21 protein-coding genes and 2 pseudogenes are annotated in these 20909 nt (G+C 61.4%); 11 read left to right on the plus strand and 12 right to left on the minus strand.

What is annotated here, in order from left to right; genetic code table 11:
• Nucleotides 1–12: 12 nt before the first annotated feature.
• The gene (locus N2599_RS32450; RefSeq protein WP_027509003.1) at nucleotides 13–1050 is read right to left on the minus strand and encodes a questin oxidase family protein; all 1038 of its coding nucleotides are present in this window, start codon (nucleotides 1048–1050) and stop codon (nucleotides 13–15) included.
• Nucleotides 1047–2498 (minus strand): SidA/IucD/PvdA family monooxygenase, encoded by a 1452-nt coding sequence (locus N2599_RS32455; RefSeq protein WP_027509002.1) that lies wholly within the window; start codon nucleotides 2496–2498, stop codon nucleotides 1047–1049. Before N2599_RS32455 ends, N2599_RS32450 begins: the two co-directional genes overlap by 4 nt.
• Nucleotides 2499–2717: 219 nt before the next feature.
• Between N2599_RS32455 and N2599_RS32460 the strand changes: the two genes are divergently transcribed.
• The 3 genes from N2599_RS32460 (at nucleotide 2718) to N2599_RS32470 (ending at nucleotide 5913) form a co-directional block, all read left to right on the plus strand.
• A complete protein-coding gene (locus N2599_RS32460) occupies nucleotides 2718–4004 on the plus strand; it encodes an ABC transporter substrate-binding protein (protein ID WP_027509001.1) in 1287 nt (428 codons plus the stop codon).
• 152 nt (nucleotides 4005–4156) lie between these two features.
• The gene (locus N2599_RS32465; RefSeq protein WP_027509000.1) at nucleotides 4157–5098 is read left to right on the plus strand and encodes a carbohydrate ABC transporter permease; all 942 of its coding nucleotides are present in this window, start codon (nucleotides 4157–4159) and stop codon (nucleotides 5096–5098) included.
• Nucleotides 5095–5913, plus strand: coding sequence for a carbohydrate ABC transporter permease (locus N2599_RS32470; protein ID WP_027508999.1), 819 nt, complete (start codon nucleotides 5095–5097; stop codon nucleotides 5911–5913). The genes N2599_RS32465 and N2599_RS32470 overlap by 4 nt, the downstream gene beginning before the upstream one ends.
• Before the next feature lie 13 nt (nucleotides 5914–5926).
• Here N2599_RS32470 and N2599_RS32475 read toward each other — a convergent pair whose 3' ends face one another.
• Together N2599_RS32475 and N2599_RS32480 are read right to left on the minus strand one after the other, a co-directional pair.
• On the minus strand, nucleotides 5927–7075 hold the full coding sequence (locus N2599_RS32475) for an ABC transporter ATP-binding protein (protein ID WP_027508998.1): 1149 nt from the start codon (nucleotides 7073–7075) through the stop codon (nucleotides 5927–5929).
• Nucleotides 7076–7121: 46 nt separating this feature from the next.
• Nucleotides 7122–7907: an SDR family NAD(P)-dependent oxidoreductase gene (locus N2599_RS32480; RefSeq protein ID WP_027508997.1), complete on the minus strand. Its 786-nt coding sequence runs from the start codon at nucleotides 7905–7907 to the stop codon at nucleotides 7122–7124.
• 164 nt (nucleotides 7908–8071) lie between these two features.
• Between N2599_RS32480 and N2599_RS32485 the strand changes: the two genes are divergently transcribed.
• The 6 genes and pseudogenes from N2599_RS32485 to N2599_RS32510 all read left to right on the plus strand — a co-directional run bounded on the left by N2599_RS32485 (nucleotide 8072) and on the right by N2599_RS32510 (nucleotide 13630).
• Nucleotides 8072–8923 (plus strand): DeoR/GlpR family DNA-binding transcription regulator, encoded by an 852-nt coding sequence (locus tag N2599_RS32485; RefSeq protein ID WP_027508996.1) that lies wholly within the window; start codon nucleotides 8072–8074, stop codon nucleotides 8921–8923.
• 68 nt (nucleotides 8924–8991) lie between these two features.
• Entirely contained in the window at nucleotides 8992–9792 is an 801-nt protein-coding gene (locus N2599_RS32490; RefSeq protein WP_027508995.1) for a BtpA/SgcQ family protein, read from the plus strand.
• Nucleotides 9793–9807: 15 nt separating this feature from the next.
• Complete coding sequence (locus tag N2599_RS32495; RefSeq protein WP_027508994.1) at nucleotides 9808–11289, plus strand: FGGY-family carbohydrate kinase; 1482 nt, start codon at nucleotides 9808–9810, stop codon at nucleotides 11287–11289.
• A gap of 73 nt (nucleotides 11290–11362) precedes the next feature.
• Entirely contained in the window at nucleotides 11363–12922 is a 1560-nt protein-coding gene (locus N2599_RS32500) for a gamma-glutamyltransferase family protein (RefSeq protein ID WP_027508993.1), read from the plus strand.
• Between the two features lie 218 nt (nucleotides 12923–13140).
• Nucleotides 13141–13386: pseudogene (locus N2599_RS32505) on the plus strand (hypothetical protein); the annotation flags it as partial.
• A gap of 31 nt (nucleotides 13387–13417) precedes the next feature.
• On the plus strand, nucleotides 13418–13630 hold the full coding sequence (locus N2599_RS32510; RefSeq protein WP_027508991.1) for a hypothetical protein: 213 nt from the start codon (nucleotides 13418–13420) through the stop codon (nucleotides 13628–13630).
• Between the two features lie 283 nt (nucleotides 13631–13913).
• Here N2599_RS32510 and N2599_RS32515 read toward each other — a convergent pair whose 3' ends face one another.
• A complete protein-coding gene (locus N2599_RS32515; RefSeq protein ID WP_027508990.1) occupies nucleotides 13914–14918 on the minus strand; it encodes a PQQ-dependent sugar dehydrogenase in 1005 nt (334 codons plus the stop codon).
• Between the two features lie 92 nt (nucleotides 14919–15010).
• Nucleotides 15011–15262, minus strand: a pseudogene (locus N2599_RS32520) (Gfo/Idh/MocA family oxidoreductase); the annotation flags it as partial.
• Between the two features lie 365 nt (nucleotides 15263–15627).
• Between N2599_RS32520 and N2599_RS32525 the strand changes: the two are divergent.
• Nucleotides 15628–15882 carry a hypothetical protein gene (locus tag N2599_RS32525; protein WP_027508987.1) on the plus strand — a complete coding sequence of 85 codons (255 nt, stop codon included), beginning with the start codon at nucleotides 15628–15630 and terminating at the stop codon, nucleotides 15880–15882.
• A gap of 119 nt (nucleotides 15883–16001) precedes the next feature.
• On the opposite strand, the gene N2599_RS32530 is transcribed toward N2599_RS32525, so the two are convergent.
• From N2599_RS32530 to N2599_RS32555, 6 genes are all read right to left on the minus strand, one after another.
• Nucleotides 16002–16196, minus strand: a complete 195-nt coding sequence (locus N2599_RS32530) for a hypothetical protein (protein ID WP_027508986.1) — start codon at nucleotides 16194–16196, stop codon at nucleotides 16002–16004.
• A gap of 66 nt (nucleotides 16197–16262) precedes the next feature.
• Nucleotides 16263–16646, minus strand: a complete 384-nt coding sequence (locus tag N2599_RS32535) for a type II toxin-antitoxin system VapC family toxin (RefSeq protein WP_027508985.1) — start codon at nucleotides 16644–16646, stop codon at nucleotides 16263–16265.
• Entirely contained in the window at nucleotides 16643–16900 is a 258-nt protein-coding gene (locus N2599_RS32540) for a type II toxin-antitoxin system Phd/YefM family antitoxin (protein ID WP_027508984.1), read from the minus strand. The genes N2599_RS32535 and N2599_RS32540 overlap by 4 nt, the downstream gene beginning before the upstream one ends.
• A 790-nt stretch (nucleotides 16901–17690) precedes the next feature.
• On the minus strand, nucleotides 17691–17921 hold the full coding sequence (locus N2599_RS32545) for a hypothetical protein (protein WP_244914709.1): 231 nt from the start codon (nucleotides 17919–17921) through the stop codon (nucleotides 17691–17693).
• Between the two features lie 668 nt (nucleotides 17922–18589).
• The gene (locus tag N2599_RS32550) at nucleotides 18590–18859 is read right to left on the minus strand and encodes a hypothetical protein (RefSeq protein WP_027508981.1); all 270 of its coding nucleotides are present in this window, start codon (nucleotides 18857–18859) and stop codon (nucleotides 18590–18592) included.
• Between the two features lie 69 nt (nucleotides 18860–18928).
• The gene (locus tag N2599_RS32555) at nucleotides 18929–19702 is read right to left on the minus strand and encodes an SDR family oxidoreductase (RefSeq protein ID WP_027508980.1); all 774 of its coding nucleotides are present in this window, start codon (nucleotides 19700–19702) and stop codon (nucleotides 18929–18931) included.
• A gap of 138 nt (nucleotides 19703–19840) precedes the next feature.
• On the opposite strand from N2599_RS32555, the gene N2599_RS32560 reads away from it, so the two are divergent.
• On the plus strand, nucleotides 19841–20740 hold the full coding sequence (locus N2599_RS32560) for a LysR family transcriptional regulator (protein ID WP_027508979.1): 900 nt from the start codon (nucleotides 19841–19843) through the stop codon (nucleotides 20738–20740).
• Nucleotides 20741–20909 lie beyond the last annotated feature (169 nt).

Consider the following 20909-nt stretch of genomic DNA (forward strand, 5'->3'; position numbering starts at 1 on the left):
TTCCATCATCCGCTATGCAATCAGCCCGACCCTGCGCGCCGCGACGACGCGATAGAGCGGATCCTTCCAAACCTCTTCCTCCTGCAAGGCGGAAAAAACGAGGCTGACGTCGTGTTCGTCGTCCGAAGCAATAGCGGCGCGTTTGATCTCTGCCCAGGCGGGCGCCTGTCGACTGCGCATTTCTTCCAGCGCCTCGGCGGTGGGGAGTGCCGGAAAACCGATCTTCGGCACCAGCGAGGCGATCACCTGCCAGAAGGCGCGGTAGAAAGGCTCGGCGTTTTCGAGGTGCGGAGAGACGAGGCGCAGCCAGTGCATGCCGGTGACAGAATGGAGTGCGGAGAAATCCATGGTTCCGGCAAAGAGGGCAAGCGAGGTCGCGGCCATGCGGCGCGGCGTATCGGGGCTGAAAGCCAGGCGATCGATAATGGGGCGGAAGCCCGGAAGTGCGGCGACGGCGCGGATATTATGCCAGAGCAGATCGGTTTCGGGCTCGTAGCTGAGAATGCCTTCGATATTGCCGACATCCGCAAGTATCCTTCCCGGGTCGTCCGTATCCGGAGCGGCGCCGGTCGCGGGTGGCAGCGGCAGATAGCAGGCCGCCCAATAACCGAGCGCGGTGCCGACCTCCTGGTCATCCTTCTTGAGCACACCATAGGCAAGGCGCATCAGCGGATGCGTGGCGCTGCCGGCAAGGCCGTTCACCATGGCGGGCAGATAGGTGCGGATAACGGTATCGATGCCGAGCCGGCGGGTTTCGGCGATGAAGAAGGCGCGGTAATCGGCCTCACGCGTGCGATCGCCGAGCGCCTCGGTCCAGGCTGCTCTGATAATCGGGGCAACCGGTGGCGGCACGGGCGGGAGTGCATGGCTCTCGCGATACTGCTCGTACCATTGTTCCAACCGTTCCGGCGAGGCGCCGAGGCGATCGAGCGCGATAAGCACCATCGGAACGTGGTTGGCCAGCAGATAGGGAAATTCGACGCTATCCGCGCGGGCCCGCAAAAGGATGGTCTCCAATCCCGAAAATTGAACGGCAGCAGCCTGTCTCATGCCAAAACCTCCCTTGGTGTCGTGACGTCCTCGTCTATGCCGGGATTGAAATGCGGTTCGTCATAGGCGGCCAATGCTGCAAGATACCGGTTGGAATCCTCGATGAACAGCGCTTTCACCAGCGCGCCGACGATGCGCGGCACGCCGTATTTGAGCCCGGTGACGCCGTTGCTGATCGGGCCGAGGCTCGCCAGCGCGCCGGCATTGAACATATGGATGCGCGAGACCCAGCCCGCTTCGGCATGCCTGGGCGCAAGTTCGAAACCGGGGCCGAGATAGGGATAGCCGGCAAGCATGGCGTTCTCCTCTCCCTGTGGCGGCTCGAAACGGTCCTTCCAAAACGCTGCGGTCTCGGCGAGGCCGGCAAGCTCGGGCCTGAGTGCGAAATTAATCTCATAACCGGTGCCGAGCAGAAGGTGATCGGCATAGTGAATACTGTTTGCGGTCGTCAGCCTGATCCTGCCGCCGTCCATTACGAGCTCGCGGACGCCACAGCCGATCTGCATGGTGAAACCGGGGTGGCTGCGGGCCCGGTCATATTGCTCCTGCGTCGGCGGCACCTTGAAATTGAAGTAGAGGTGGGCGAACCGCCAGCGCTCCAGATCCGGCAAGTCGGCGAAATGGCCGAGGAAGCCGGGAAAGTTTGTCCAGGCGAGAACCTCCGTGCGCGGCAGATCGGCGCTTCGCGCAAACATCGTCACTTCCCGAGCTCCGGTTTCGAGCGCCGCCACTGCCCAGTCGAAGCTCGACGTGCCGCCGCCAAGGATCGCGACATCCCTGCCCTTGAGGAAATCGATCGGTATTGGCTCGTTGCTATGCGTCCAGGCGGATTTCGGCAGCGTCTTGACCATCGCAGGTATGCGCGGGCCGCCGCAACCGTCGATGCCGGTCGCCATCACCAGGCGGCGGCAGGCGATCGTGCGATTGGTACCGTCAGCCTTCATCAGCGTTAGAGCAAGTCCGCCCTCCCGCTGATCGATCGAGGAAAGTGTCGTGCCGTTTTCGACGTCGATGCCGACCGTCTTTCGAAACCAGATGAGATACGCCATCCAATCTTGGCGGCCGATCTTGTCGAGCGCTTCCCAGGCGTCGGCGCCATTCAGCGCCTCATACCAGGAGCGCAGCGTCAGGCTCGGGATGCCGAGGTCCGGGCCTGACAGATATTTCGGCGAACGCAATGTCTGCATGCGAGCGCAGGTGATCCAGGGGCCTTCGCGGCCCTCCTCGCTCTGATCGATCACATGGACGGACCTGATGCCGCGCCGCTTCAGGGCGAAGGCGATCGACAGGCCGGAGAGGCCGGCGCCACAAATCACGACGGAATGCAGGTCGTCGCGGTCTTCATCGTCGAGTTCCGGCCAGTCGGCGCAGAGCGCTTCTATGCGCGCCATCTCATCATGGGCGCGACGTTCCAGCTCTCTCAAACGCTCGTCCGGCGTGGTCTTCATGAATGTGCAACTCGTGCGCGTTGGACAGGACAGTATAAACGCGCAGGGAATGATCAACTCCCCGCTATTTTTTATGCAACGCGCACAAAATATGGACATTTATGCGCGAATATGTTCTAATTTGTGATTTTTAGTGTTTACGATTTTTTGTCAAGTGCGCTTGAGTGCGATTTTGTTTGATGTATAGTGCCCCAAGCCAATCAAAAAAGGGGAGCAAACATGAAATCGCTCAGCAGTTTCACACGAAAATTGGCGATCGCGGGCCTCGTCTCGGTCGCATTTGCGGGCTCCGCCGTCGGCGCCGACAAGAAATATGAGGGCATCACGCTCACGCTTGCCTCGCAGAACGACCAGTTCGCCGCCGTTCTGGCTGCCATCGCCCCCAAATTCACCGAGGAGACGGGCGCCACCGTCAAGGTCGATATTCTCGACTACGGCTCGCTGCTGACCAAGACGACGACCGATTTCGTCGGCGGCACCGGTGGCTACGACTTGGTGACGATGGATATCGTCTGGGCGGGCCAATATGCCGAAAACAAATACACCGTCGACCTCACCGAGTGGATGAAACGCGACGCCGCCGAACTGAAGCTCGACGACATCTATCCGACGCTTCTCAACGCGCTTGGCCACTGGGGCGACAAGCAGGTCGCCTTTCCCTTTGCCGGTTATGCCAACGTGCTCGCCTATCGCAAGGATCTCTTCGACGCCGCCGGCCTGAAGGCGCCGACGACGATGGAGGAAATGGTCGAGGCCGCCTACAAGCTGACCGACCCCAGCAAGAACATCTACGGCTTCGTCGCCAACGGCCAGAAAGGCCCGGCGGTCGCCCAGGATTGGATGCAGTACAATACCGAGATGGGCGGTTCGATCCTCGGTCCCGACGGCAAGCCGGCACTGAATTCCGAAGCCAATATCAAGAGCCTGACCGTCTACAAGGACCTCTTCATGAAGGCAGCACCTCCCGGCGCCGTTAATTATGACTGGGGCGGACGCGAGGAAAGCTTCCGCCAGGGCATTGCCGCGACCATGCAGACATGGTCGGTCGGTGCGCCCGGCTACTATGATCCGTCGATTTCCAAGATCGTCGACAAGGTGGCGATCACGACGGCGCCACGCGGCGCCGGTCTGCCGAAGGTCTATGGCATCGGCGGCTGGGGCATGGCGATCAACGCGGGCATCAAGGACACGCAGAAGGAAGCCGCCTGGGCCTTCATCAAGTGGCTGGTCAGCCCGCCGGTGCACAAGGAGTTCAACATGATGGGCGCCGGCAGCTTCCTGCGCAAGAGCGAGATGACCGATCCCGATCTGCTGAAGAAGTTCCCCTTCCTGCCTGTCATCGCCGAAACCTTTGAGCATGGTGACGGCGAATATCGTCCGCGCATCCCGCAATATCCGGAGATTCAGGACCTGCTCGGCACCGCCGTCAACGACGTGCTCGTCGGCAATGCCGATCCTAAGAAGGCGCTCGACGCCGCTCAGGAAGCCGCGGCAAAGCTCTTCTGAGAACAAAACGGTGCCTCCCCGGGGCCGCGGCCTATGTCGCGGCCCTGCCGTTTCCAGACCATTGATCCGATGCGCCTCAGGCTTCATGATCGGGTGAGCCCCGGGCTCGATCCCGGTAGCGCGCATCGAACCAGGAACCTGATGGACGCGACGTGACCCTATCCCTCACTTCCGCGCTGAGGCCCTTCCCGGCCTTGAGCGTTTCCTATGTGGAGCGCAGGCGGCTGTTCTTCATCTTGATGACACTGCCGGCCGTCATCTATGTGCTCGTCATTGGCGTCTGGCCGCTGGCGCAGGGCATCTGGTTCAGCCTTTACGAATATAATTTGCTGAAGCCGGCGCGGACGCATTTCGTCGGCCTCGGCAACTATATCGACCTTCTTTCCGACACGGTGACACGCGGGGCCTTCGTCAACACCGTCATCTTCACGGTCGGCGCTGTGACTGTCGAACTGCTGCTCGGCTTTGCCATTGCGCTGGCGCTCTGGCGCGACGACCGCTTCAACAGGATCTGCCTGGCGCTGATCCTGATCCCGGTGACGATCACGCCGCTGGTGGTCGGACTGATCTTCCGGGCGCTGCTGCTCGCCGATTACGGACTCGTCGGCTATTATCTCGCCGAGTTCGGGCTTTCCGATCCGCGTGGGCTTTTTGCCAATCCGAGTTCGGCGCTGGCGACCCTTATCTTCGTCGACATCTGGGAATGGACGCCGCTGGTGGCACTGATCCTGCTTGCGGGCCTGAAAGCGCTGCCGGGCGATATTCTCGAGGCATCCGAAGTGGATGGGGCAACGGCGCTGCAGCGGCTGAGGATCATCGTCATTCCACTGATGCTGCCTTCGATCCTGCTGGCGCTGACGCTGCGCACCATCGATGCCTTCCGCATCTTCGACAGCGTCTACGTGACGACGGGCGGCGGGCCGGGCAACGCCACCAACACGCTGATGCTGCATGCGGTGAAGCAGGGGCTGGAATTCTTCAATATCGGCCGCGCCTCGGCAATCTCCAACCTGACACTGATCTGCATCGCCGTGATTGCGGCAGGCTTCATCCTGTTGATCCGCAAGGCGGACAGAAAGGCGAACGGGCGATGAGCACACGCACCCTCAGCCGCATCGGCGAGCGCAGCTTCATCCTTGTCATGCTCGCCTTTTTCCTGCTGCCCTTCCTGTGGCTGGCATCAACCGCTTACAAGCCGTCGCGCGACATCTTCTCGATCCCGCCGAAACTGACCTTCCCACCGACCTTCGAGCAGTTCGCTACGGTCTTCCGCCTGTTCGACGTCTGGAGCCTCGTGTCGTCGAGCCTGCTGATCGCCGGCGGTTCCGTCATCCTGTCACTGCTTCTCGGCGTGCCGGCGGGCTATGCGCTGGCGCGCTCGACCAGCCGCTATGCCATTGCCGTTGCCTATTTCTTCATGGCGATCCGCATGGTGCCGGCGGTGGCGGCGCTGATCCCCTTCTATCTGATGATGCGCGATATCGGGCTGCTCGGCAGCTGGGTTGCCGTCGTCCTCATTAACGCGATGCTGAATTCGGCCTTCGTCACCTGGATGATGTTTTCCTATTTCCGCAGTCTGCCGAAGGAGCTGGAAGAGGCGGCGTTGACGGATGGCTGCACGCTGTTTGGCTCCTTCTGGCGGGTGGCGCTGCCGGCGGTCCGCTCGGGCGTCGTCGCCTCCACACTGTTCTGCCTGATGTTTTCCTGGAACGACTTCCTCTATCCGATGTTTCTCACCCGGCTCGATTCCAAGCCGATCTCGGTGGCGCTGCTTTCAGCCTACGGAACGAAGGATATCACCTGGGGCACACTCGGCGCACTGGCGCATTTTTCGACGATCCCGATCGTGCTGATCGTGCTCTTCCTCAACCGCTATTTCGTGCAGGGCCTGACGAAAGGCATTCACTAAAAAGGCGATGCGCTCAGCCACGAATGGCCGCTTCGGTCGCGGCATCGAAGACGTGGACGCGGGCGGGGTCGGCGGCGAGCGACAGGCGCTCGCCGATCTTGACGCGGCTGGTGCCGTCAATGATGACGCGCAGGCGCGGGGCGGACAGCGCCACGTCGTCCTCTTCGGCCGAAAGCGACTTCAGCCGGTCGGCGGCCTCGACATCGACATGAACGAGCAGGTTGGCGCCGAGATCCTCGACGAAGGCAACGGTTCCAGTGAGGCCGCCTGCATCGACCGGCTGGAACGCTTCCGGTCGGATGCCGAGCACGACGGCGCGACCGACGGCGGAGGCGATGCGTGGCCGCTCGGCGAGCACCTCGCCCGAGAAAAGGATGGAGGCCTGGCCGAAGCGGGCCTCGGGGCCGTTCTCCGTCGCGAAGAGATCGGCCGCCAGCAGGTTCATCGCCGGCGAGCCCATGAAGCTTGCGACGAACAGATTGGCCGGCTGATCATAGAGGCTGCGCGGCGTGCCGAGCTGCTGCAGGACGCCGCTCTTCATGACGGCAACGCGATCGCCCATGGTCATGGCTTCGACCTGATCGTGGGTGACATAGACCGTGGTAATGCCCGACATCCTCTGCATGCGGGCGATTTCGGCGCGCATCTGGCCGCGCAGGCGAGCATCGAGGTTGGAAAGCGGTTCGTCCATCAGGAAAGCCTGAGGGCTGCGGGCGAGCGCCCGGCCCATGGCCACGCGCTGGCGCTGGCCGCCGGAGAGCTGGGCGGGCTTGCGGGCGAGATAGTCCTCGAGTTCCAGAAGCTTTGCCGTCTCCTGCACCTTGCGGGCGATCTCGGCCTTGTCGAGGCCGCGGACGCGAAGGCCGAAGCCAATATTCTCGGCGACGGTCAGATGCGGGTAGAGCGCGTAGGACTGGAAGACCATGGCGATATCGCGGTCGCGCGGGGCGAGGTCGTTGACGACGGCGCCGTTGATCGTCAGGCGGCCGTCGGTGACCTCCTCGAGGCCGGCGATCATCCGCAGTGCAGTCGACTTGCCGCAGCCGGAAGGGCCGACCAGCACCAAGAATTCGCCGTCGCGGATGGTCATGTTCAGGTTGCGGATCGCCGCATAGCCATCGCCGTAGCTCTTGCTGATCTGGTCGAAGACGATTTCAGCCATGCTCTTTCCTTGCCGAAGGGGAGTCCTGCCGTGGAACCTGGATGGGTCAGGTGGTGTAGACGCCGCCGGTGACGTTGACGCCCTGTCCGGTCATGAAGCGGGCCGAATTCGAGCAGAGGAAAACGACGACATCGGCCACGTCTTCAGGTGTTTCCAGCCGGCCGAGCGGCGTCTGGGCGATATAATCCGCAACGACGCGTTCCGGCGTGACGCCACGAAGGCTCGCCTCCCAGGCGATCTCGCGCTCCTGCATGCCGGTCTTGACGAAACCGGGGCAGACTGCATTGACACGGATGCCCGAAGCCGCGAGCTCGCGGCCGAGCGCCTGCGTCCAGCCGAGCACGGCAAACTTGCTGGCGGAATAATGGGCCAGCAGCGGTGCGCCGATCTTTGCGGCGAGCGAGGCGGTGTTGACAATGACGCCGGTTCCGGTGCTCGTGAAGCGGCGAGCAGCAATCTGGTTGGTCAGGAAGATGCCGCGAATGTTGACGTCGAAATTATAGTCCCACTCCTCGTCGGTCAGTTCCAGCGCATGCTGCATCGTGGAGACACCAGCATTGGCGCAGAGGATCTCGTAACCGCCCGTCCTCTCGACCACCTCGGAAAAGGTCGCCTCGACGGAGGCGCGCTTGCGAACATCGATCGCATAGGCAGTGGCGCCGTTGCCGATCTCGGCCGCCGTCTGTTCGGCGGCCGCCAGGTTGATGTCGCAGATCGCCACCTGGATCGACTGGCGGGAGAGCGCGGTCGCGATCGCGCGCCCTATCCCAGTCGCCCCGCCGGTTACGATCGCACGCATGCCGGATAGTTCTGGAAAGCTCGGAGACTGCATGTTCGCCCTCATCGACTGGAAACATCACCGATCATATAACAACAAAATCATACACAACAAGAAAAATTTATGTTTGAATTTGTTCGAGTCATTCGATACATAAGGAGCAACAATCAGACAATCGTAGCCACGAGTTGCGACGGCGGGAGGATGAGAACAGTATCATGGACGCGGAACAGCAGATGGTTGCCGCAGCGGAAAAACCGAAGGTTCTGGCCCAGGTGCGGCATGCGCGCATCCTAGAGACACTGGCGCGCAAAGGAGCGGTCTCCGTCAGCGATGTCGCCTCCCAGCTTGCCGTTTCCGAAATGACCGTCCGCCGCGACCTGATCGAACTCGAAAAGGACGGCAGGCTGGTGCGCACGCACGGCGGCGCGGTGCGCAGCGGCAAGGCCTTCGAGCCGATCGCCAGCGAAACGGTCGATCGCGAGGAACCGACCTTCGAATCGCGGCTGACGCGCAATGCCGCCTCGAAGCGGACGATCGCGATGGCGGCGGCAGGCGTTGCTGCCGGCGCGCGCACCCTGGCGCTCGACGTTGGTACCACCACCTATCTGCTGTCCGGCCTGCTGCTCAACCAGCCGCATACGAAGATCTTCACCAACAGCGTGCGCAACGCCATGCAGCTCGGCACCGGCTTCGGCGAGGTCTATCTGCCCGGCGGACGCATGCGCGGCGAGGAAATGGCGATCAGCAGCCAATCGGCCGTCTCGCAGTTCGAGGAGCTCTGGTTCGATATCGCCTTCGTCGGCGTGTCCGGGATCACGGCGCAGGGAATCTATGACTATTCCTTCGAGGACACCGACATGAAGCGGGTCTATCTGCGTCGCGCGACGCAGAAGGTGGTGCTTTGCGATTCCACTAAGTTCAAGCGCATGTCGCTGGTGCATATCGCGCCGCTGCAGCAATTCGACATGCTGATCACCGATGCCATGCCGCCGGCCGACCTTGCCGATGCGCTCGCCGCCGCTGGCGTCGAAGTGCGCATCGCGCCCGAGGAGCAGCCGCTGCTTTGATTTGCCCTTTCCCGCATCCGTCCCCCAGCGGATGACCGTCCACTCGATTTCGCTTCAGGGAGTTTCGTATGGTCTTCGACTTTTTTGGCGTCAAGAAGAAGGCGGTCATCGCCATGGCGCATATCGGCGCCCTGCCCGGCTCGCCCGCCTATGACGCCGCCGGCGGGCTGAACAAGCTCGTCGACCACGTGCTTTCCGATGTCGAGAAGTTGCAGGCGGGCGGTGTCGACGCCATCATGTTCGGCAACGAGAACGACCGGCCATACGTGTTCGAGGCCCCGCCGGAAGGGCTGGCGGCGATGACCGCGATCGTCGAGCGGGTGAAGCCGCAACTGACCGTGCCGTTCGGCGTCAACTATCTCTGGGATCCCTCGGCAAGCGTTGCGATCGGCGCAGTGACGGGCGCGAGCTTCGTTCGCGAGATCTTCACCGGCGTCTTCGCATCAGACATGGGCATCTGGCAGCCGGATTGCGCCAAGGCCGCACGGATGCGACATAGCCTCGGCCGCGACGACATGAAGATGCTCTTCAACATCAACGCGGAATTTGCCCATTCGCTGGACCAGCGACCGATTGAACTCAGGGCGAAGAGCGCCGTGTTCTCATCGGTTGCCGATGCCATCCTGGTATCGGGACCACTGACCGGACAGGCCGTCGATCAATCGGACCTCAGGCGCGTTTGCGAGACGGTCAAGGATGTCCCCGTCTTTGCCAATACCGGCGTCAACAAGGACAATGTGCGCGACATATTGAGCGTTGCCAGCGGCGTCATCATCGGCACGCATTTCAAGGTGGACGGCAATACGTGGAACCCGGTCGACGGCGACCGGGTAAAGCGCTTCATGGAGATCGTCGAGAGGCTGCGCTAAGTGAAGGGAGCCGCTATGTCCATCACGCTCGGCCTCGATATCGGCACCACCTCCACCATCGGCATCTTGATCGAACTGCCGAACCGCGTGCTCGGCCTGACCTCACGACCGTCGACGCTTCATTCGCCGCAGCATGGCTGGGCCGAGGAAGACCCGGCGGAATGGTGGTCGAATGTCTGCGAGATCACCAGGGAACTGATTGCAACGAGCGGGATCGAGGCCGGGGAAATCTCGGCCGTCGGCGTGACCGGCATGCTGCCGGCCGTCGTGCTGCTCGATGACGACAGCCGGGTGCTGAGGCCCAGCATCCAGCAGAGCGACGGGCGCTGCGGCGAAGAGGTCGAGGAACTTAAGGCCGAGTGGGATGAGGCGGATTTTCTGCACAGAGCGGGAAACGGCATCAATCAGCAGTTGGTGACAGCGAAGCTTCGCTGGATCGCCCGGCATGAGCCCGCTGTTTTCGAGCGCATTGCCACAGTCATGGGGTCCTATGATTTCATCAACTGGAAACTGACCGGCGAAAAGGCGATCGAACAGAACTGGGCGCTGGAAGCGGGCTTCGTCGACATCAATACCGGCAAGCTCGACGACGAACTGATCGGGCTTGCCAGAGTTCGGCGAGGCGCCATTCCTAGGAAAGCGGTGTCGCATGCGGTACTTGGCCATGTGACCGACGACGCCGCCAAGGCGACGGGGCTTGCACCCGGAACGCCTGTCATCGGCGGGGCAGCCGACATGATCGCCTCGGCCTTCGGCGCGGGTATCAACAAGGCGGGCGACGTGCTGCTGAAATTCGGGGGTGCCGTCGACATCCTGACGGCGACGGATGCCGTGCTGCCCGATCCTCGCATGTTTCTCGATTATCACCTGGTGCCGGGGCTTTACATGCCGAACGGCTGCATGTCGACCGGCGGCTCGGGGCTCAACTGGTTCATCAGCACCTTCGCCGGACGCGAAGAGGTCGCGGCAAAGGCAGAGGGAATATCCGCACACCACTATCTCGACCGGCTGGCCGCGCAATGCGCGCCCGGTGCGGACGGGCTGACGATCCTGCCTTACTTCCTCGGCGAGAAGACGCCGATCCACGATGCCGGCGCGCGCGGCTTGATCGACGGGCTGACGCTGTCGCATCATATCGGCCATCTCTGGCGGGCGATGCTGGAAGCCTATGCCTATGCGTTGCGCCATCATATCGACGTGCTGAACGATATCGGTCATCCGACGACGCGTTTCATCGTTTCAGACGGGGGTTCGCAGAGCCGGATCTGGATGCAGATCGTTTCCGACGTGCTGCAGCACCCGCTACAGGGTCTCACCGGCCATCCCGGCTCCTGTCTCGGTGTCGCCTGGGCGGCGGCAATCGGTGCCGGACTGACCGAGGATTGGTCCGGCGTGACCGCCTTTGTCGGCAAAGGTGAAAGGATCGTGCCCAACCCCGACAATGCGGCGGTTTATGATCGGGCCTATCGGACCTATCGTGCGCTGTATAGGCGATAGACCGAGTGGGGATTTGATCGCGATGACACTGACAGATCGGGATTCTAAAAAGCAGGCGGCCGGACGCGGTGGTATGGTAACAAGCCCGCATGCGCTGGCGAGCGAGGCAGGCGCGGCGATCCTGCGGGCCGGGGGCAATGCGCTGGAGGCTGCGATCGCCATCGGCAGCACGATTGCCGTCGTCTATCCGCATTTCTGCGGACTTGGCGGCGACTCCGTCTGGATCGTCGCCGATCGTGGCGGGCGGAAGACATGTTTTCTTGGCATCGGCCAGGCGGCGCAGAAATTGCCGGATTTCGGCGGCAGCATTCCGCTGCGCGGGCCGCTTTCGGCGCTGACCTCGGCCTGCGCCGTCGATGCGTGGCGGCACGCGCATGAGTATTCCGCGCAGCACTGGGGCGGAACGATCGGTTTTCCTGCCTTGCTTGCCGATGCGATCCGCCACGCTGAACAGGGCTTTCCGGTCACGCGCTCGCAGAGCTTCTGGCTTGCCTTCCGGCGAGAGGAGGCGGCCGGCTGGCCAGGTTTTGCCGCGCTCTTCATGCCGGATGGCGCGGCGCTGGAGACAGGCAGTCTGTTTCGGCAGAAGAATCTGGCGCGGTCGCTTTCGCTAATTGCTGCCGACGGGCCGCGCTCCTTCTACGACGGCGAACTCGGGACGAGCATTGCGGCAGGGCTGCAGGCGGCGGGTTCTCCGCTGAGTGCCGACGATCTCAAGGCGACCCGAACACGCGAAGTGGCGCCGATCAGCCTCTCATATCGCGGTTTCGAACTGCTTGCGCCGCCCCCACCAACACAGGGTCTGTCGACACTGGGGATCATGGGCATTCTTGCTCATTTCGATCTCGCCGTCCATACGCCCGGCAGCGCTGACCATCTGCACCTCTGCGTGGAAGCCGTCAAACACGCCTTTTTCGACCGCGGCGGTATCGCCGATCCCGATGTCGCGCCGCAGCCGGTGGAGGAATGGCTGAGCGCACAGCATCTCGCGCAGGTGGCGGCCTCCATCGATCCCGTGCGGGCACTCGAATGGCCAGCACTCTTTCGCAGCGGCGACACCGTGTTCTTCGCCGCAACCGACGCAGAGGGCGGCAGCGTCAGCGTCTTGCAGAGCACCTATTTCGACTGGGGCAGCGGCGTGGTGGTCGGCGATACGGGTATTCTCTGGCAGAACCGCGGGGCTGCCTTTTCGTCCGATCCCAAGCATGTCAATGCCATCGCACCCTGCAAACGGCCTTTCTATACTTTGAATCCCGGCCTCGGCCTGCGCAACGGCAAGCCTGCGCTGCTCTACGGCACGCAGGGCGCCGACGGTCAGCCGCAGACGCTGGCAATGCTGCTGACCCGGCTGATCGACTTCGACGAGGAACCAGCAGCAGCGCTGGCCGGTCCACGCTTTCTCCTCGGCAAGACCTTTTCCGACAGCCGTGACAGCCTCAAGCTGGAAAGCGATGCCGGCGAAGCAGTGCTTGCCGAACTGGCCGCACGAGGCCACGCACTGTCACCGATCGAGGCGCAGAGCCCGCTTGCAGGGCAGGCAGGTGTGATCGTTATCGACGAGGACGGCATGGCGACCGGCGCACATGATCCACGTGGCGACGGACTGGCGATCGGGATCTCTTCCGGGGCATGAGTTATGGGGTTACGCGCCGGCGAGACGCCTTCAAACGCACGGAAACGGGAGAAAGCTAATAATTGATCAGACGGACCGCTGAAGACTCTTCCGGAACATCGTACTCCTCGCAGATCGGCGACGTTCTCCGCATTGGGCATTACTCCGCTACGGATTCGAAAGTCGCCGAGGGTCCCAGTGGAGGGCCTTGTCGCTTTAGGGTTAAAATCGGCGATGGCCGTGACCTCTGCCTTGGCGTCGAATTACACTTGAAGTTCATGCGGAGCTTCGCGGCCCGCGAAGCAGAATCACCGCGCGCAATGGCCGTCATGGCGCCAGGCTGGATACGCACCGACCTTGGGGGGCCGGATGTACCACTCACAATCGATGAGAGCATCCCCAGCCTCGTGCGCGTGCTGCTCGCCAAACGCGAAAGACCAGGCCTGGAATACCTCAACCAGCACGGCGAGACTGTTCCTTGGTGAATATGGCCGACGTTGGTGAGAGGAAATGACCATGAAGTTGATTGGCATTGAAGAACATTTCATCGTTGAAGAGGTTCCCCAGGCATGGACCTTCGCCGGACTCGACGATACCGACCCCAGCGTGGCCTATCATCCTGACGACATCGAGCGAAGGCTGCTCGATATCGCCGATGAACGCATCGCGTTTATACCCGCTGAACCCGTCGCAAGAAGATGGCGCAAGATAAGCTCCTGCGACGGCTGAACGGGCGAACCGCCGCCGGCGATCGGAAGCGAGCGTGCGGTAGCCAGGAGCGGCGCCGAAGGTGATGCGTGGCTGACCAATCAGTTCCTCACCGTGGCCACATCCCGTCTCCGTGCTGCCGTGATTTTCGCTGCCGCCCTTCAATCGGGCGGCGCACGCGCCGGGATGGGCTTGCTGGGATCCTGTTCGTTGATGAAGCATCGCGCCGCATCTCAGCTGACTAGTTCGACCTGGTGGCCAATGGCCCACAAGGCCGCGCTTGGCGGGAACGCGCCAATGGACATCACCGCCTGAGGACGTAAATCGCGCCTCCGGCGTCGTCGGATACGAGGACGGAACCATCCGGCGCCTCCTTGACGTCTACCGGCCGGCCGACGCCTCTGGCGAAAGTCGTCGCCGAGACTGGGCGCGCCCCTTGGAAGCGCACCCGCACAACCTGACGGCCGACCGGAACCGACCTGTCCCAACTGCCGTGCTCGGCAACCAGGGCGTCGCCGCCGAGGCTGCGGAAGAAATGGATTCCCAAGGTCGCGACATGCGCCTGAAAGTTGAACACGGGCGAAATCTGCCGCGCGGGCGGCGACGCGTCCTGGAACCCTTTGAGCCGGATTTGGCCTCCGAAGAAGGGAAAGCCGTAAAAGCCGCCGGGCTGCAACTCGTTCAGCTCGTCAGGTGGGATATCGTCGCCCATTCGGTCGGCGCCGTTGTCCGTAAAGAACATCGTGCCGCCGCGCCAGTCGAAGCCGACCGAATTGCGCACGCCCCAGGCGACTCGTCGAAGGTCGGACCCGTCCTGGTCCATGCTGACGATCGTGCCTTGCAGCCCGCGTGGCAAGCAAATGTTGCAAGGCGATCCGAACGAGACATAGAGCCGGGAGTCGGGGCCGACAGCGATATAGCGAAAACTGTGGGCTCCCGAATTCGGCAAGTCTCGACGAATGTCGCGCCTGCCGCTCAGGGCGCCCCCGCGCCCGATGTTGAACGCGGTTACGCTGTTCCTCGAAGCAACGAACAAACGACCACGGGAACATGCGACCCCGTTGGGAGCGGAGAATCCCGAAGCGACCGGCCGGGCGCGACCGCCGGACAATGGCACGGCATAGACCGAGGAACCTTTGGTCCCGACGAACAATGTGTCGCCGCAAACCGCCATTTCGCGCGCTGCGGGAACACGTGCGAGAAGTTCGGCGCGCGCCGGGCCGAGGGCCATGCCGGAGGCGACCGCGGCAAGCGCGAGCAATCCGATTCTAGCGAATAGAAATCCGGCTTTAGTGGAAAAGACGTTCATCGGCGCCCTCCGAATACAAGCTGAATTTGTTGGAGGGAATTGGAGCGGGTTATTCTCGTTTCAAGCCGGAGCCCAGGCCTCGCGGCGAAGTGATTCATGCCGAGAGGCCACTCGGAAAACACCGACTTCCCGGCCTCGAGCGCCGCGGTCACAATTTGAAGGTGTTCCGGCACCCGAACGGTTACAACCACGAGGTCGACGTCAGGATGGTTCACGAGCTCCTCCGTCGACGACACCGCGTGGTCGAAGCCGAATTTCTCGGCGGACGCCTTGGCGGTTTCGATCCCGCTATGACTCAGGGCAGAAAGGCGGTACTGCGGCAGCGCCCGGAACGCTGGCACATGCACGATTTCCGGAACGAGCTGTATCACGTCGGGCTACAGCATGAATCTATCCTGCCATACATCGCCCGATTTTACCTTTCGGTCGCCTGCGGTGTCTTGGAAAGATTCAAGGGCCGGGGCCTCAGCTATTGGCACGGCACCCAGCTGCCGGAGCGATGTCAACAGCCCATTAATGTCCTGTGTGGCTATCAACCGGGGTCTAAGCCAGGGCACTATAATGCCTCCAAGGCCGCCATAATCCATATGTCCTGATGGTGGAAGACGTTTTGTCCGTGGGTTCGAAAGGCCGCGCGTTATACCGGCGCCTTTTCGCATCTTTATGATCGCTCGTGCGTTCTTCAGTCTTCAAAAGAAAGGAAAAGCCCATGCACTTCCCACGACCACGAACCGAGGAACCGTCGCTGCGCTTCGAAGAGGCCAAGTCCGCCGCTCGCAATGCGCTTGAAGAAGTCATTGACGCCGCCAACGAAGCCGGATGGGGAACTGACGAGATTACGGTGGCGATGTTCGAAGCGGCGCGTTTTCTGAAGGAAGCCAACGAAAAGGATCCTGATCCGGCCGCGGGCACCGTTCGCGACGCGGCAAAGGAGCAGATCGGCCGCGACGAACGCTACGATTGATCCGGAGTGGAAGCACTCTTTCAGGCGAAATCGTCGATCTGTTAATTCAAGGCGCTTGAGCTGAAACAGGCACGTTAATTGAGTGAACCTCTCTCGCGTCCGCAATTGCGGCGCACTCATCAGGAAAAATCGTTGCGGCCGGCGGTAACCTGACCCACGACGAAACGTCCGCAATCGAGGAAGGCTTCGATGATCAACCGGCGTCCGAGCTGGAATTGGCTAAAGGGCGAGCAAGTCTTTCTGCTGAAGCGAAGCTCCTCGGGGACTTCTGGCGGATAGCTCGGGATCGTAACGTCCACGACGATGGTGTGCAAGTGGACTTGCCGTCGTTATCACCCACCCCTCCGGCACTTTGCTTGCTTCTTCTGTCGTTTCTTCCTTCACAGAACTCTCTCAATGTCGGTCTTCGAAAAATCGTCGCCGACATAGAGCAGGCGGCAAGCATGTTCCTTCGCCACCTCATAGGCGAAGCAATCTCCAAAATTCAGCGCCGCCGGATGGACACCCTTTCCCCAGCGTTCGTAAGCGCTTGCTACGCGCCGCGCTGACGCCGGGGTCACATTCACGATTTCGAAGCCAAGCCCGTGAATCATCCGCGCCATTTCCTCACCGACATTTCGCCTGGCGGAAACGATCAAGGACTCGGCCACCGTACCTGCAGAGATTATAAGATCGTCTTCGGCTTCAAGCGCTCGAACACAGGCATCCGCTTCTAACTCACCGAGCACGATCGCCATCAGCGCCGACGTATCTACGGCGATCATTCTGGAAGTCCATCAGCACCGTAAAGGAAATCCTGGCTACGCGCAGCATCCGGTCCGGGCGTCACCTTTTCGGCCGCCGCGGACCGCACCGATTCGAGTAGCGCTCGGCGAGATTTCGCGTCCTGCGCGACCCTGACGGGCACTAGGCGCACGGCCGCGTGACCATGGCGGGTTAAGATGATCTCATCTCCCGCCTCCGCGCGACGAACCAGTTCCGTCAACTGCCCCTTCGCATCTGTCACCGATACCCGCATCGCTCGTCTCCCATTCCGGACCGTTAACAGGTCCAACATCGCAGATTAATCTAGACCATTTGCTGGTCCAAATCAACAACAATCGGAGACTGCGCTGGCGCAAGAAAATTGTTGCGCTTCAATTCATGGCCACCTGGGTAGACGAGCGAGGCCCGAAGCCGGGTCTTCGGCCGAGCTTAAAACGATATGTGCTCTACACCCTCATCAAGCCCGCAGTCCGGAGGACGGATAATAACAGGTTCAGCGCTCGAACCGCGCCAGCATCCTCTTCAGTTGTGCGTTTTGGGGCTGAAGTTTGCGCGCCAGCTGGTCCCGCAGCAGCCTGAGCTCCTCATCAAGGCTGATTGCATCGTCAGAAACGGCGGGAGCGTCTGGAGAGGGTGGCGGGACGGCTTCACCCCTTGCCGCTGTCTCGCCCCGCCTTGCTGCGCTTTCACATTGCATCTTCGGAAATCAACAGCGTGTTTGGACGAAGCCGTCTGGCTCCAAGCTGCTGATTGGTCTTTGAACGGATCCGACCCAAAGATCTGCTCTATAAGATCCGCGACCGAAAAATAGTAATGGCGGGTGCTCAGCCAAAAAAGCGATCCTAATGGGTTGCCTTCAACCACTAGATGTTTTTTAGACGGCCTGCCAGCACTTTGACGGTCCGGGTCAAACAAACCATGTCACAACCATTCCGACGACAGCAAGGCGGTTTGCATTTGACACTCGTTCGCACGCCCATACCCGGGCCGATCACAGCAGTGGTCGGAAAGGCGCTTTAGCAGGTCGTTGTTAGATAAGGTCTTCACTTTTCTCCAATGAGACCTTTGATTTCCGCCAGCTTCTTCATGCAGCCCTGCTCATCACCGGCCTGGGCCATTTTGCGGGCTTCCGCCAGGATCTTGCTTGGCTTGTCGGCACTTTCACCAGTCCGTTTCCCGGTTACCTGTTCCTGGTGGGGCGAAATCGCTTTCGTCTGGGTACCGGTTGATCCTGTTGTTTCAGTTCCGACGCCCTGCTTCTGTTTGCCGGCCATAACTTCTTCCTGGTGCTTCGTAACGGGAACACCGGACTTGCTGCCGCTTGCACCCGTTTCCGCGGAAACTATAGCTTGCTCGAGTTTCGCGAGTTCTTGACTGCAGTCCGCGAATGCTGGCGCAGCCAGGAGAAGGGGGGCGGCGGTAGCGGCTATGAGACGTATCAACATTTTGCTCCTCGCTCGCTGTTTAGGGACGCGACGCATCCGATACACGTGTGGAGCAAACGAAGCTGTGGGCGAAGAGTTCCTTGCAGATCACCGAGTTCCTCTTAAATTCAGCTCGCCTCTAATTTCTAATAATTACGGGGACTTCCTGGCGTTCGTTCACGGATGGTTTTCGAGGCAGGGTTGTCGGCGTCGCCTGCCCCCCCAGCCAGCCTGACGACCGGTTTATGATCATCTTCTTCCATGACTTGGTGTCCACCTATTTTTTGGTGGACACCTCATGCCTCAGCACACTCAACAGCAAAAGGTGCGGGGAAATTCGCGTTTACTTTGTTGTCACCCATCATATGGCCACGCAGCATGTAAAGCATCTCCGGTCCGGCGCGCTGGACGATGGCCACGACCACCGTCGCGCCGAGCAGCACGACAACCGGAACGAGGCTGAAGCCGCAGTGAAAGGCGGCCTCAGTAGCGAGGGCAACGTCTCGGCGACCATCGGGTCAGCCTCTTACCAGTCGCCACGCCACGACGGCGGCGAGCGCTGCCGGGACGGCGAAGACGACGAGCAGGATCGGCAGTTCCTGGGCGACCGTATAGCCGGCCCTAGTCACGCCGACCCACATGTTGACGAGCGTCACGGCCAGCCACAGGGGAATAAAAGCCTTCGCCGCCGTTGCGACTCCGGCGACATCGCCGCCCCAGAGTTTTCCGAACAGCGCGAACACGCCGAGCAAGACAACTCCCCCGATAATGACTAGCAGCATATGCATGAGCGCCCCCTATTTTGCAGGCAAGTTTTGTTTCGGCGGCCCGTCTTCACAGGCGGACCGCCGCTGCCCTCACTTGGTGGTATAGCCACCGTTGACGAGAATGGTCTGGCCAGTCATCCACCAGCCATCGGAGACCATGAAGCGAATATAGGGGACGATGTCCTCGATGTCGGTGAGGCCGGTCTTGGAAAAGCCGGACAGGGCGGCAGCGGTCTTGTGATAGGCGACCGCGTCGGCACCCTCGGCCGGATAGAAGAACGGCGTGTCCATCGGACCGGGGCCGATCGCCGTTACCGAGATGCCGCGCTCGCCGAACTCCTTGGATGCCGCGCGTGTGAAATGCTCGACCGGCGCTTTGGTGCCGGCATAGGCAGCATAGAAGGGTGTGAAAGCACCGAGCAGCGAGGTGACGAGCGTCACCAGCTTGCCGTTGTCGTTGAGATGCTTGCCGGCTTCCTTGATGAAGAAGAAGGCCGTCTTCGAATTGACCGCGGTCATATCGTCATATTCGGCTTCCGAAATCTCAACCATCGGCTTCTTCAGTACCTTGCCGACGGTGTTGATGGCGATGTCCGGCCGGCCAATTGCGGAAACCGCATCGGCAAACAGCTTCTCGACAGCGCCCGCAGTGGTCAAATCCGCCTGGAAGGCAACCGCTTCGGCGCCGGTGGCCTTGACCGCAGCCACGGTCGCGTCGGCATCCGCCCTGGTCGCAGCGCTGTTGTAATGGATGGCAATCGCCTTGGCGCCGTGGGCAGCGAGATCGCGCGCGATAAGTCCCCCGAGATTTTTTGCGCCACCGGCGATGATGACGGTTTTGCCTTTGATGCTGTGATCGGTCATGGATCGGCCTCCTTTGCCGGTATGGCGGCTGCATAGTGGCCGCTTTCGTCGGACAAGAATATCGTCTAGCATTGCACAATAAAGACGATCATTCTGACATCACTTGTCAGAAAAGCAGCACAATGGACATCATCTACTTTGGACCGCGTCGACCTGTTCCGTATCTTCATCCGTGTTGTCGATTGTTCGAGTTTCACTCGGGCGGCTGATACGCTTGGCGTACCGCGCTCCTCGGTTTCGGCGGCTATTCAGGACCTGGAGGGACGTGTCGGCGCGCGGTTGCTTCATCGCACCACACGCAAGGTCTCACCGACACAGGACGGCCTTGCCTTTTATGAAAGGTGCCAGCGTGTTATCGCCGACGTCGAAGATACGGAGAATCTGTTTCGGCAGACGGCGGCGCAACCGTCGGGCAGACTGCGGATCGACGTTCCGGGTCGTATCGGGCGACTGATCATCGCTCCGGCGCTACCCGACTTTCTCGACCGCTATCCCGAGATCGACATCGACCTTGGTGTCACCGACCGGGCGGTGAATCTGGTCGAAGACAGCGTTGATTGCGTGCTGCGCGTCGGCCCGCTCGGCGATTCCGGCCTCATCGCCCGGTCTATCGGCAATCTGCCGCTGATCAATGTGGCCAGCCCGGTCTATCTGGCGCGACACGGAACACCGCAAACGCCCGACGAACTCGGCGAACATCGGGCGGTCAACTATGCCTCGCCCTCCAACGGCAGGGTCGAAGACTGGGAATGGGTGGAGCACGGCGCGTTGCGCGCAGTGTCGTTGCATGGCCGCGTCACCGTCAACAGCGCCGAAGCCTATATCGCCTGCTGTCTTGCGGGTCTCGGATTGATCCAGATCCCGGCATACGATGTTAAGCGACACTTGGAAGCGGGCGAACTGGTCGAGGTGATGCCCGGCCACCGGGCGGAACCCATGCCGATGGCCCTACTTTATCCGCATCGCCAACATCTCTCACGCCGGCTACAGGTCTTCGCGGACTGGCTTGAAGCGCTGCTGAAGTGTCAGCTGTTGTAGTCCGTATGCGAAACAAGGAAGCTGGTGGAAGGGGCCGTTCCCGGACCTGGCGAGCCCGATGTGAGGCCTCACTCACTTCGGCACAGGCCGCTATCAGCCACACGCTTGTGGCGAGCCGTGGGTGGAGCAATGGCGCCCGTTTTTCGAGGCGAGACCGGACATTCAGGAC

The sequence above is a fragment of the Rhizobium sullae genome (assembly GCF_025200715.1).
Lineage (GTDB): Bacteria > Pseudomonadota > Alphaproteobacteria > Rhizobiales > Rhizobiaceae > Rhizobium > Rhizobium sullae.

Bases quoted from the DNA above. Each gene is read 5' to 3' on its own strand.
- N2599_RS32485 (WP_027508996.1), top strand. From the start codon at position 8,072: ATGGACGCGGAACAGCAGATGGTTGCCGCAGCGGAAAAACCGAAGGTT.
- N2599_RS32470 (WP_027508999.1), top strand. From the start codon at position 5,095: ATGAGCACACGCACCCTCAGCCGCATCGGCGAGCGCAGCTTCATCCTT.
- N2599_RS32475 (WP_027508998.1), bottom strand. From the start codon at position 7,075: ATGGCTGAAATCGTCTTCGACCAGATCAGCAAGAGCTACGGCGATGGC.
- N2599_RS32490 (WP_027508995.1), top strand. From the start codon at position 8,992: ATGGTCTTCGACTTTTTTGGCGTCAAGAAGAAGGCGGTCATCGCCATG.
- N2599_RS32525 (WP_027508987.1), top strand. From the start codon at position 15,628: ATGCACTTCCCACGACCACGAACCGAGGAACCGTCGCTGCGCTTCGAA.
- N2599_RS32515 (WP_027508990.1), bottom strand. From the start codon at position 14,918: ATGAACGTCTTTTCCACTAAAGCCGGATTTCTATTCGCTAGAATCGGA.
- N2599_RS32500 (WP_027508993.1), top strand. From the start codon at position 11,363: ATGGTAACAAGCCCGCATGCGCTGGCGAGCGAGGCAGGCGCGGCGATC.
- N2599_RS32460 (WP_027509001.1), top strand. From the start codon at position 2,718: ATGAAATCGCTCAGCAGTTTCACACGAAAATTGGCGATCGCGGGCCTC.
- N2599_RS32495 (WP_027508994.1), top strand. From the start codon at position 9,808: ATGTCCATCACGCTCGGCCTCGATATCGGCACCACCTCCACCATCGGC.
- N2599_RS32545 (WP_244914709.1), bottom strand. From the start codon at position 17,921: ATGGCCGGCAAACAGAAGCAGGGCGTCGGAACTGAAACAACAGGATCA.
- N2599_RS32455 (WP_027509002.1), bottom strand. From the start codon at position 2,498: ATGAAGACCACGCCGGACGAGCGTTTGAGAGAGCTGGAACGTCGCGCC.
- N2599_RS32555 (WP_027508980.1), bottom strand. From the start codon at position 19,702: ATGACCGATCACAGCATCAAAGGCAAAACCGTCATCATCGCCGGTGGC.
- N2599_RS32450 (WP_027509003.1), bottom strand. From the start codon at position 1,050: ATGAGACAGGCTGCTGCCGTTCAATTTTCGGGATTGGAGACCATCCTT.
- N2599_RS32535 (WP_027508985.1), bottom strand. From the start codon at position 16,646: ATGATCGCCGTAGATACGTCGGCGCTGATGGCGATCGTGCTCGGTGAG.
- N2599_RS32510 (WP_027508991.1), top strand. From the start codon at position 13,418: ATGAAGTTGATTGGCATTGAAGAACATTTCATCGTTGAAGAGGTTCCC.
- N2599_RS32480 (WP_027508997.1), bottom strand. From the start codon at position 7,907: ATGCAGTCTCCGAGCTTTCCAGAACTATCCGGCATGCGTGCGATCGTA.
- N2599_RS32550 (WP_027508981.1), bottom strand. From the start codon at position 18,859: ATGCATATGCTGCTAGTCATTATCGGGGGAGTTGTCTTGCTCGGCGTG.
- N2599_RS32540 (WP_027508984.1), bottom strand. From the start codon at position 16,900: ATGCGGGTATCGGTGACAGATGCGAAGGGGCAGTTGACGGAACTGGTT.